Raw genomic sequence first — 11,560 nt, forward strand, 5'->3', positions numbered from 1 at the left:
TCCAGCAGTCTGTGAGTCCAAAAGACGTGATGTGCGGATCAGCGCGCCGTCTTGGGGTCGAAGGCGTCCCTGACCGAGTCCCCGAGCAGGTTGAACGCCACGATGAAGATGATCATCGAGACACCGGGGAAGAACATGTAGGTGATGTCGTTCTGCATCACGAGTTCGGTCGCCGCCTTGGAGAACATCTGGCCCCAGTCCGGCGTCGGTTCGACCAGTCCCACGCCGAGGAAGGACAGACCGGCCTCGGCGGTCACGAAGTTCGGCAGCATGTAGGTGGCCTGCACCAGGATCGGTGTGACCACGTTGGGCAGGATCTCCTTGCGGATGATCCGGCCCGGTGGCGCCCCGCTCACCTTGGCGGCCTCGATGAACTCCCGTTCCCGCAGGGCGAGGCTGGTGCCGCGCAGGATGCGGCCGAGGCTCATCCAGCCGAGGACCCACTGCACCGAGATCAGGGCGACGACCCGGACGTAGACGGGCGTCTCGTCGCGCGGACTGACGAACAGGGAGACCACGACCGGCATGCTCGCGATGAAGAACAGCTGGGCCGGGATGGCGAGCAGGAAGTCGATCACCCGGCTGATCAGGAAGTCCGTCCTGCCGCCGAGATAGCCGGCCGCGACCCCGAGGACGATGCCGGTCAGCACGGTGGCGAGGGTCACCGCGAGGGAGATGCCCAGCGAGTTGCGGATGCCGTAGAGCAGCTTGGTGAAGACGTCGTAGCCGTTGCCCGGTTCCAGGCCGAACCAGAACTCGCCGCTGATCCCGCCGTTGGGCTGCACCGGCACACCCGCGCTGTCGAACAACTCCGGCCGTTCGTCCGCGTACACGGTGTACGGGTTGTTGCCGTAGAACTTCGCGATCAGCGGGGCGAGCAGGCCGACCAGGAAGAAGAGCAGCACGACGTAGGCGGAGATCACGCCCGTGCGGTCCCGCTTGAAGCGGAGCCACATGAGCTGACCGGGAGACCGGCCCACGGGCACCTTGGCCTCGAGCGCCGCCGCCGGCTCCTGGTCGCCGTCGACCACGACCGACGTACCGCCGCCCTCGATGTCGGTAGGACTTGTCACAGTTCGCCCATTTCACTTCACGGGTGTGGGTGTGCCGAGCCGGCGACGGACGCGGGCTGCTGCCGCGTGATCGCCGATCGGTGCATGAAGGGACGCCGGAGCACGCCGTACGGACGGCTCGCAAGAAGCCGCAGTCGGACGCGCGTAGTCGAACGGCCGCGATCAGCGGCCGGACGTCAGGTCAGTGACAGTCGCCGCGGGCGGGGGCGGACAGACCGGTGATGGACCGCATGGGCCGGTTTACTGGCATGGGGATCCTCCTTGTGACTCCACGTGTTCACCGACAGGAGGGGGCGCTCGTCCGACCTCCGACACCCCTGACGGAGGGTCAGACACCCCCTGGTGCTCGCGAGTCGGCGCTGTCCCCACAGCGCGAGACCCATTGACCCGAGCGTTACGCGGCTAACTATCTGGCATGCGTCATGTGCCGACCACCGTCTTTAAATCTCAATTCAGTCACAGCTGACGCCTAGATCTTCCAAAATCCGGACAAAGTCTCTGGCGCGAGAAGGGCGCGAAACGGACTTGTTACATGGGTATCGGGCGAGGATCTCCGCATTTCGGACAACGCTCACCGCGGGAGCCCCGAAAAACGGGTTGCAGAAAGCCCGGGTGTCCCCACGATGGGGACACCCGGGCTTCCGAGTGTGCTGCGGCGGTGAACTACCCGCGGATCAGCCGTGCTTGGCGCGGCTCGCGGTACGGGCGCGGTCGCGCTGGTCGAGCACGACCTTGCGGATGCGAACCGCCTCCGGGGTCACCTCGACGCACTCGTCGTCACGGCAGAACTCCAGCGACTGCTCGAGCGACAGCTTGCGCGGCGGCACGATCGCCTCGAACGAGTCGGCCGCGGCGGAGCGCATGTTGGTGAGCTTCTTCTCCTTGGTGATGTTCACGTCCATGTCGTCGGCGCGAGAGTTCTCGCCGACGATCATGCCCTCGTACACCTCGGTGCCGGGCTCGGTGAACAGCACGCCGCGCTCCTGGAGGTTCGTCATCGCGAACGCGGTGACGGCGCCCGCGCGGTCGGCCACCAGCGAACCGTTGTTACGGGTCGTCAGCGGGCCGAACCACGGCTCGTGGCCCTCGTGGATGGAGTGGGCGATACCCGTGCCGCGCGTGCCGGTCAGGAACTCGGTCCGGAAGCCGATGAGACCGCGGGAGGGGACGACGAACTCCAGGCGGACCCAGCCCGAACCGTGGTTGGACATGTTGTCCATCCGGCCCTTGCGGACGCCCATGAGCTGCGTGACCGCGCCCATGTGCTCCTCGGGGACGTCGATCGTCATGCGCTCGACCGGCTCGTGGACCTTGCCGTCGATCTCCTGGGTGACCACCTGAGGCTTGCCGATGGTCAGCTCGAAGCCCTCACGGCGCATCTGCTCGACCAGGATGGCCAGCGCCAGCTCGCCGCGGCCCTGCACCTCCCAGGCGTCGGGACGCTCGGTGTCCAGGACGCGGAGCGAGACGTTACCGACCAGCTCGCGGTCCAGACGGTCCTTGACCTGACGGGCGGTGACCTTGCGGTCCTTGACCGCGGCCTTGGCCGAGGCACCCTTGCCGGTGCCGCCGCGGCCGACCAGCGGCGAGGTGTTGGTGCCGATGGTCATGGAGATCGCCGGCTCGTCGACCGTGATCAGCGGAAGCGCGATCGGGTTCTCGGGGTCGGCAAGGGTCTCACCGATCATGATGTCCGGGATACCGGCCACGGCACAGATGTCACCGGGGCCCGCCATCTCGGCCGGCTTGCGGGTGAGCGCCTCGGTCATCAGCAGCTCGGTGATGCGCACGTTGGACATCGTGCCGTCGCGCTTGATCCACGTGACGGTCTGGCCCTTGCGCAGCTCGCCCTGCTCGACGCGCAGCAGCGCGATACGGCCGAGGAAGTTGTCGGCGTCCAGGTTGGTGACGTGCGCCTGGAGCGGAGCCGTCTCGTCGTACTCCGGAGCCGGGACGTGGGACAGGATCGTGGAGAAGAACGGCTCCAGGCTGTCGCTGTCCTGCGGAACCGTGCCGTCCTCCGGCTTGGTCAGCGAGGCGACACCGTCACGCGCACACGCGTAGACGATCGGGAACTCGATCTGGTCCTCGTCGGCGTCCAGGTCCAGGAAGAGGTCGTACGTCTCGTTGACGACCTCGTCGATCCTGGAGTCCGCCCGGTCGGTCTTGTTGATGCACAGGATGACGGGCAGACGCTGCTGGAGCGCCTTGCGCAGCACGAAGCGGGTCTGCGGCAGCGGACCCTCGGAGGCGTCCACCAGCAGCACGACGGCGTCGACCATCGACAGGCCGCGCTCCACCTCGCCGCCGAAGTCGGCGTGACCGGGGGTGTCGATGATGTTGATGGTGATGACGTCCCCCCCGTCCTTGGGGTGGTACTTCACCGCCGTGTTCTTGGCGAGGATCGTGATGCCCTTCTCACGCTCCAGGTCGTTCGAGTCCATCATGCGGTCGTCGAGCGACTCGGCGGCGTGCGCGGCGAAGGCACCGGCCTGCTTGAGCATGGCGTCGACCAGAGTCGTCTTGCCGTGGTCGACGTGGGCGACGATGGCTACGTTGCGAATGTCGTGGCGCGTGGCCATAAAGCGGCGTTCTCCCGGAGTGTGAGGGCGACCCTGCTGCGTACGTCTGTGTTACGCGGGCCCTGCCGGGCTTGACACGCCACGGCCTCACCCCATGGTACGTGGCCCGGCGGGGGACGGCCCCCGCAGGGCCACTCGGCTCACTTCGCGCTCACTTCCCGGAGGGGCTGGCGGAGGCCTTCGCCCCCTTCTTCGCGCCCTTCTTCAGGAAGCCCATGTCCTCGTAGACGGGGGTCTGGAAGCCGAAGGCACCCGCGTTGACCACGCTCTTCCGTACCGCGGTGAGCTGTGGGCGCTGATAGAGAGGAATCGATCCGGCAGCCGCCCAGATGCGGGAGTCGGCCTTGCGGATCAGGGATCGCTTTTCTCCCTCGTCCAGGGTCGAGACCGCCTGTTCGAACAATTGATCGACCTGATCGGTGCCGACCCGGGTGTAGTTCTGCTCCACGCTCAGCGAGCCGTCGGCGGCCGGAACCGGCTTGACGTAGATCGGCCGGGCGTCGGTGGCGGGGAAGGCGGACCCGGGCCAGGAGTACAGGGCGAGGTCGTACTGGCCGGAGGCGATGTGGTCCTTGAAGTAGCTCTCGTCCGAGACCTTGGTGATGTCCGTGCCGATGCCGACCTTCGCCAGCATCCTCGTGATCCGCGCGGCGACCGCCGCCAGCGGCTCCGACCCCGGTCCGGACGGCAGCACGAACCGCAGGCTGAGCGCCTTGCCGTCCTTGGCCAGCGCCTTGGCCGGGGCGGCGGCCGGCGCCGCGGTCCCCTTCGGGGCGTAGGCGCCGGGGGCGCCGCCGCGCACCTGCTTGAACTGCTTGCCGTCCTGGGCGAGCGGCCGGCCGCCGCCGTCGCTCCGGCGCGCGTTCCGTCCCTTGTCGTCCCCACCGACGACGTACGTGCCGTCGCCGTCCGCGGAGTCGTCGTCGGAGTCGCTCTCCTTGCCGCCCGCTTTCTTCCCCTCCGACCCGGCCGCCTTCTCGGCCTTGTCCTGCTTCTTGACCGGGCCGCCGGGCACCCATCCGGCGTCCGCGAGCAGCGCCTGCGCCTCGGCGGTGTCCTGGCCGCCCAGTGCCCCGCTGTTGTCCGCGTACGCGTCCTGCCCGGCCAGGGCCAGATGGCTGCCGACCGGCTCCGCGGGCAGACCGAGCGGCTTGAGCACCACCTTGGCCAGTTCCTTGCGGTCCAGCGCCCGGGCGACGGCCCGCCGCACCCGCTCGTCCGCCAGCAGCCCGTCCGCGCCGTTCAGCGCCAGCTGGGTGTACGCCGGCTCCAGCGATCTGCGCACCTCGAAGTCGCGCAGCGCCTTCTGCTGCTCCTCCCACTTCGCGACCGCCTTGCGCAGCTCGGCACGGGCCTCGACCTCGTCCTCGGCCGTGTCCTCGTCCGAACCGTGGGCCAGCGCCCAGGAACGCAGCGCCTTCGCGGCCGTGCGCCCGGAGCCGGGACCGGCCAGCGGTCCGGCCGCGCCGTTCGCGGCGCCGTCGACCCGCTGCGCGGCGGCCGGGTCGATCTCGGCCAGATCGATCTTCCCGGCGGCCAGCGCGGACGCCCGCTCGTCCCTCGGGACGGCCGTCAGCACGATCTCGGTGAGCTTGGCCGGCCGGCCCCACCAGCGGACGTTGCGGGTGAGCTGCACCTGCTTCTTCTTGCGGTCGACCTTCTTCACCACGAACGGCCCGGCGGTCACCTTCAGCTTGCGGCGCGCCCCGTCGTTGAACGCGTCGGGCGTGCCCATGACGTCCTTGGGGTACAGCGGGGAGAACAGCGACCGCCAGTCGGCGTAGGTCCGCTTGAAGGTGACCCGGACCTCCAGGTCGTTGGCCCCGCGCTCGATCTTCTCGATGCGCTCGTAGCCGGCGTTGCGGGCGGTCCAGTAGGCGCTGTCCTTGCCCGCCAGGGCCCGCCACTGTGCGGCGAAGTCGGCGGCGCCGATCTCCCGGCCGTCGCTCCAGACGGCCTGCTGGTTCAGCTTGTACAGCACGACCTGCTTGGGCTCGGTGTCGACGACCTTCGCGGACTCCAGGTAGTCGGAGTCGCGCTGCGGACGCCCCGTCGCGTCGAGCCGGTACATCGAGGGCAGGACGGCCTGGGCGACCCGCGTGGTCGTCGCGTCGGCGTCCGACTGGAAGGTGTTGAAGGTCTCCGGAACCGTGTCCACGGCCCACCGCAGTGTGCCGCCCTCGGCGATCTGGGCACGGCCGGCCGGGGCGATGTCCTGGCGGGCCAGGGGCTTGCCTGCCTCGTCCGCGGACCCGCAGCCGGACAGCAGGGGCACCGCGAGCGCGCCCGCGGTGAGGAAGGCGACCGAGCGCATCACCGCGCGCGGGCCGACGCCGTCGTGGGACATCTCTGGTACCTCCGGTGAGCCGCTGCCGCCGGTGACCCGACCCGACACCCCGACGCCGCGACATCCAGGGACGCGCATACGTCGACGCGGGTGCGTTTTGATCACGTTTGGCGGTATTTTGGAGTTGATCAGATCTACGGCTCACTGAAGAGGAAAGGGTTCGCCTGCCGTGGGCGACACGGCGGCACGGCCTGCCAAGGCCACTCGTGCGGAGCAACGCACCCGCCAATCGCTGCACACGCCTTCACATCGACCGGTGTGACGCGCAACACTCGCAGGCGCATGAACGTTGCCGTCCAGGGCCCAGCCCACACGGAAGCGAGGACTGCTCATGTCCGTGCACGACGATCTGACAACCGCCCAGCGCTGTCTCGACGACCTCTCCCGGGCCGTCGGCCGCCTGGAGCAACAGCTCGGCAGCACCGGCCTGGAAATGCGCCGGGTCCGTGCCGACGCCGCCCATCTGAGGGAGAGCGTCGCGCTGCTGCGCGAGGCCGTCTCCCAGCCCGGCTCGTCGCGCAGGCCCGAGCTCGTCACCATCCCCGACACCCCGTACGACGACTCCCTGTGGATCGACACGGACGACGAGGGACTCGGCACCCGGGGCCGGCACGCCCCCTGACCCGGCACGCCCCCTGACCCGACCGGAGTCCCGAGTTGGCCACTGGTACGGAACCATCACCCACCGACCACCGTCCCCCGAGCGGCGTACGCGGCGCCGGACGCGCCGCGATCGCCGCTCCCCATCTGCGGACCGACCGCTGGTGGCTGGCCCCCGCGGCCACCGCCGCCGGCCTGCTGGCGTTCGTCGTCTACTCGACCTGGCGGGCCTTCGCGAACGCGGACTACTACGCGGCGCCGTACGTCTCGCCGTTCTTCTCCCCGTGTCTGGCCGAGAACTGCGAGACCATGCGGTCCGGCCCCAACTGGGACCTGTTCGGCAGCTGGTGGAGCCTCTCCCCCGCGATCCTCATCCTGATCTTCCCGCTCGGCTTCCGCCTGACCTGCTACTACTACCGCAAGGCGTACTACCGCGGCTTCTGGGCGTCCCCGCCCGCCTGCGCGGTGGCGGAGCCCCACAAGAAGTACACCGGCGAGACCCGCTTCCCGCTGATCCTCCAGAACATCCACCGGTACTTCTTCTACGCGGCGATCGTCGTCGCCGGGATCCTGACCTACGACACCGTGCTCGCCTTCCGCGACGAGCACTACGCGTGGGGTCACATGGGCCTCGGCACCCTGGTCTTCCTGGTCAACATCACGCTGATCTGGGCGTACACGATCTCCTGCCACTCCTGCCGGCACATCGTCGGCGGCCAGCTGAAGCACTTCTCCAGACACCCCGTGCGCTACCGGGCCTGGCGGTTCGTGGGGAAGCTGAACGCCCATCACATGCTGCTGGCGTGGGTGTCGCTGGTGAGCGTGTCGCTCGCCGACTTCTACGTGTATCTCGTCGCGTCCGGTGTCTTCGACGATCCGAGGTTTTTCTAGATGAGTGGGGCCTGCTGATGTCCGTGGTCGACCGCCAGGAGTGGGACGTCGTCGTGGTCGGCGCGGGAGGCGCCGGACTGCGTGCCGCCATCGAGGCGCGCGAACGCGGCGCCCGCACCGCCGTCATCTGCAAGTCGCTGTTCGGCAAGGCGCACACGGTGATGGCCGAGGGCGGCATCGCGGCGGCGATGGCCAACGCCAACGAGCACGACAACTGGCAGGTCCACTTCCGCGACACCCTGCGCGGCGGCAAGTTCCTCAACCAGTGGCGGATGGCCGAGCTGCACGCCCAGGAGGCCCCGGACCGGGTGTGGGAGCTGGAGACCTGGGGCGCCCTCTTCGACCGCACCAAGGACGGCCGGATCTCCCAGCGCAACTTCGGCGGCCACGAGTACCCGCGCCTCGCGCACGTCGGCGACCGTACGGGCCTGGAACTGATCCGCACGCTCCAGCAGAAGATCGTCTCGCTCCAGCAGGAGGACCACCGCGAGACCGGCGACTACGAGTCCCGGCTGAAGATCTTCCAGGAGTGCACGGTCACCCGGGTCCTCAAGACCGTGCCCGACAGCGGCTCCGCCGCGGGCTCCCGGGTGAGCGGGGTCTTCGCCTACGAACGCGAGACCGGCCGGTTCTTCGTCCTCCAGGCACCCGCCGTGGTGATCGCGACGGGCGGTATCGGCAAGTCCTTCAAGGTGACGTCGAACTCGTGGGAGTACACGGGCGACGGCCACGCGCTGGCCCTGCTCGCCGGTGCGCCGCTGCTCAACATGGAGTTCGTCCAGTTCCACCCGACGGGCATGGTCTGGCCGCCGTCGGTGAAGGGCATCCTCGTCACCGAGTCGGTGCGCGGCGACGGCGGGGTGCTCAGGAACTCCGACGGCAAGCGGTTCATGTTCGACTACGTCCCGGACGTCTTCAAGGAGAAGTACGCCGAGTCGGAGGAGGAGGGCGACCGCTGGTACGAGGACCCGGAGCACAACCGGCGTCCGCCGGAGCTGCTCCCGCGTGACGAGGTGGCCCGCGCGATCAACTCGGAGGTCAAGGCGGGCCGCGGCTCCCCGCACGGCGGGGTCTTCCTGGACGTGTCGACGCGGATGCCCGCCGAGGTCATCAGGCGCCGGCTGCCCTCCATGTACCACCAGTTCAAGGAGCTCGCCGACGTCGACATCACGGCGGAGGCCATGGAGGTCGGACCGACCTGTCACTACGTGATGGGCGGCGTCGCGGTCGACTCCGACACGGCGGCCGCCCGCGGGGTGCCCGGGCTGTTCGCGGCCGGCGAGGTGGCCGGCGGGATGCACGGCTCCAACCGGCTCGGCGGCAACTCCCTCTCCGACCTGCTGGTGTTCGGCCGCCGGGCGGGACTGCACGCGGCGCGGTACACCGCCGAGGTCGGTGCGGAACGCCCGGCGGTGGACGACGAGCAGGTCGACGCGGCCGCCGCGGAGGCGCTGCGGCCGTTCTCCGCGGAGGGCCCCGGGGACCGGGCGGACCACGCGCCGGAGAACCCGTACACCCTCCACCAGGAACTCCAGCAGACCATGAACGACCTGGTCGGCATCATCCGCCGCGAGGGCGAGATGGAACACGCCCTGGAGAAACTGGCCGAGCTGCGGGTACGGGCGTGGCGGGCCGGGGTCGAGGGACACCGGCAGTTCAACCCCGGCTGGCACCTGGCGCTCGACCTGCGGAACATGCTGCTGGTCAGCGAGTGCGTGGCCCGGGCGGCGCTGGAACGCACCGAGTCGCGCGGCGGGCACACCCGCGAGGACCACCCGACGATGGACCGCGCGTGGCGCAACGTCAACCTGCTGTGCGCCCCCGTCGAACCCGTCGACGGCCCGGCGGCGACGGACCCCGTCCGCGGCCGGATCGCCCTCACCCGCGAGACCACCGAACCCATCCGCCCCGACCTGCTCGCCCTCTTCGAGAAAGAGGAGCTGGTCAAGTACCTCACCGAAGAGGAGCTGTACGAGTGAGCAGCTACGAGGCCCGCTTCCGGGTGTGGCGGGGCGACATCGAGGGCGGCGGCCTGAAGGACTTCGAGGTCGAGGTCAACGACGGCGAGGTGGTCCTGGACATCATCCACCGCCTCCAGTCCACCCAGGCGCCCGATCTCGCCGTCCGCTGGAACTGCAAGGCGGGCAAGTGCGGTTCGTGCTCCGCGGAGATCAACGGGCGGCCCCGGCTGCTGTGCATGACCCGCATGTCGGTGTTCGACCGCGAGGAGACCATCACCGTCACGCCGCTGCGCGCCTTCCCGGTGATCCGCGATCTCGTCACCGACGTCGGCTTCAACTACCGCAAGGCGAGAGAGATTCCGGCGTTCGTGCCGCCCGAGGGGGTCGGCCCGGGTGAGTACCGCATGTTCCAGGAGGACGTGGACCGTTCGCAGGAGTTCCGCAAGTGCATCGAGTGCTTCCTGTGCCAGGACACCTGCCATGTCGTCCGTGACCACGAGGAGAACAAGACGGCCTTCGCGGGCCCGCGCTTCCTCATGCGGGTCGCCGAACTGGACATGCACCCGCTGGACGCGGCCGAGCAGAGCGGCCTGGACCGCGGGCGCACGGCCCAGGACGAACACGGCCTCGGCTACTGCAACATCACCAAGTGCTGCACGGAGGTCTGCCCCGAGGGCATCAAGATCACGGACAACGCGCTGATCCCCCTGAAGGAACGCGCGGTCGACCGCAAGTACGACCCGCTGGTATGGCTGGGCTCGAAGATCAGGAGGCGCTCGTCGTAGGCGTCGGGATCTACCGGCCTCCGGATCTACCGGTCTACCGGCTCTGCCGGACTACCGGACCCAGCCCTTCTCGTACGACGTCCAGTCCTGCTCGGTGGCCGCGAAGTCCACGTAGGCCGCGACGCCGAAGTTCTCGCGGTCGGCGTCGGTACGGGACAGCCCCAGCCGGACGCCCCGGACGGCGGCGGCGACGGTCTCTGCGTGATTCCAGTGGCCGAACCGGTTCTCGTGGTAGAAGGGCAGGCCCATCAGGAGGTCGGTGGAGGCCGGCGTGACCTCCAGGGCGAGCGAGGTCTGCTGGGCGACGTAGCCGCCGTACGTGCTCTGCAGCGGCTGCATGGTGTCGTACGACATCACGGCGATCTGGTCGACGCGGCGGGCGACCTGGCCGAAGAACTTCTGCGACCACCACTTGGGGTGACCGGTGGTCGTGCCCCAGAAGGAGTGGAAGCCGGGGACCGGGTCGATCTGGTGCGCGGCGACGGAGAGTTGGGCGTTACGGGCCCTGGTGACGGCGCGCAGGTCGTCCAGGAGGCCGAGGTAGTCGCCGTCGTCGGAGTGCAGCGGTTCGAGGTCGAAGTGGGCGCCCTGGAAGCCGGCGGCGAGGATCTCGCGGGTGGACCGCACGACGGCGGCGCGGGTCTCGGCCCGCTCCAGCCGCATGCCGTTCGGGCTCTCGCTGGCGAGGACGTCGCCCAGCCAGGCCTGGACGCGGAGCTCCGGTGCTTCTCGGTGGACGGCGGCTATGAACCGGGGCGCGCCCGCGTACGCCGACGCGGGGAGGGTGCCGTTGTGCTCCAGGGGGCCGGCGTGGACGTACAGGTCGCGGATGCCGGTCTTCCCGAGCCGGTCGGCCAGCGCCTTGACGTCGGCGTCGGTCTTGCGGCCGTCGACCCAGGCGTGGCCCAGCCAGATGGCGTCCTGGCCGCGGGTGTACGTGCCGTCGGCCGGGTCGCCGAGGTAGTTCACCCGGAGGGCCGTCTCGGCGGCGAGGACCGGGACGAGGAGGAGCAGGACCAGGGCGAGGACGGTGCGACGCACCAGCCGTCCGCGACGCCCGCGCCGAGGGGCCGTCTCGGCTCCGGGACCGTCGCCGGTCCCGTTCCCGTCGGCACCACCGGCGTCACCCGTACCTCCGGCACCCCCCGCGCCCCTTTCGTCGTCCGCCGCGTCGGGCCCGCCCGGCGCCTCGACCGCCCCCGGCCGCGGCTCTGCCTCCGGCACCCCCCGCGTGTCCTTCTCTGTCTGCGGTCCGGCCTCCGGCACCCCGGTCACGCCCGTCTCCGGCCGAGGTTCTGACTCCGGCACCCCGTTCGTGTCC

At 69.7% G+C, this 11,560-nt stretch carries 8 protein-coding genes; 4 read left to right on the forward strand and 4 right to left on the reverse strand.

From position 1 onward, the window contains the following. Window positions 1–38: 38 nt before the first annotated feature. From ACFVYS_RS12080 to ACFVYS_RS12090, 3 genes are all read right to left on the reverse strand, one after another. Window positions 39–1,073, reverse strand: a complete 1,035-nt coding sequence (locus ACFVYS_RS12080; protein WP_389501229.1) for an ABC transporter permease — start codon at window positions 1,071–1,073, stop codon at window positions 39–41. 674 nt (window positions 1,074–1,747) lie between these two features. Then, window positions 1,748–3,655 carry a translational GTPase TypA gene (gene typA / locus ACFVYS_RS12085; protein WP_389501231.1) on the reverse strand — a complete coding sequence of 636 codons (1,908 nt, stop codon included), beginning with the start codon at window positions 3,653–3,655 and terminating at the stop codon, window positions 1,748–1,750. Window positions 3,656–3,806: 151 nt separating this feature from the next. After that, complete coding sequence (locus ACFVYS_RS12090; protein WP_389501233.1) at window positions 3,807–6,002, reverse strand: ABC transporter family substrate-binding protein; 2,196 nt, start codon at window positions 6,000–6,002, stop codon at window positions 3,807–3,809. A gap of 331 nt (window positions 6,003–6,333) precedes the next feature. On the opposite strand from ACFVYS_RS12090, the gene ACFVYS_RS12095 reads away from it, so the two are divergent. Genes ACFVYS_RS12095 through ACFVYS_RS12110 form a run of 4 tightly spaced genes read left to right on the forward strand, consistent with a single transcriptional unit; the run spans window position 6,334 to window position 10,239 of the window. Beyond that, window positions 6,334–6,624 carry a hypothetical protein gene (locus ACFVYS_RS12095; protein ID WP_389501235.1) on the forward strand — a complete coding sequence of 97 codons (291 nt, stop codon included), beginning with the start codon at window positions 6,334–6,336 and terminating at the stop codon, window positions 6,622–6,624. A 35-nt stretch (window positions 6,625–6,659) separates the two neighbouring features. Further along, window positions 6,660–7,493, forward strand: coding sequence for a hypothetical protein (locus ACFVYS_RS12100; RefSeq protein WP_389501237.1), 834 nt, complete (start codon window positions 6,660–6,662; stop codon window positions 7,491–7,493). A gap of 17 nt (window positions 7,494–7,510) precedes the next feature. Beyond that, on the forward strand, window positions 7,511–9,472 hold the full coding sequence (locus ACFVYS_RS12105; RefSeq protein WP_389501239.1) for a fumarate reductase/succinate dehydrogenase flavoprotein subunit: 1,962 nt from the start codon (window positions 7,511–7,513) through the stop codon (window positions 9,470–9,472). Next, entirely contained in the window at window positions 9,469–10,239 is a 771-nt protein-coding gene (locus ACFVYS_RS12110; protein WP_389501241.1) for a succinate dehydrogenase/fumarate reductase iron-sulfur subunit, read from the forward strand. The genes ACFVYS_RS12105 and ACFVYS_RS12110 overlap by 4 nt, the downstream gene beginning before the upstream one ends. A 51-nt stretch (window positions 10,240–10,290) precedes the next feature. On the opposite strand, the gene ACFVYS_RS12115 is transcribed toward ACFVYS_RS12110, so the two are convergent. Next, on the reverse strand, window positions 10,291–11,463 hold the full coding sequence (locus ACFVYS_RS12115; RefSeq protein ID WP_389501243.1) for a hypothetical protein: 1,173 nt from the start codon (window positions 11,461–11,463) through the stop codon (window positions 10,291–10,293). Window positions 11,464–11,560 lie beyond the last annotated feature (97 nt).

The organism is Streptomyces sp. NPDC058295 (assembly GCF_042880655.1).
GTDB classification, from domain to species: Bacteria; Actinomycetota; Actinomycetes; order Streptomycetales; family Streptomycetaceae; genus Streptomyces; species Streptomyces coriariae.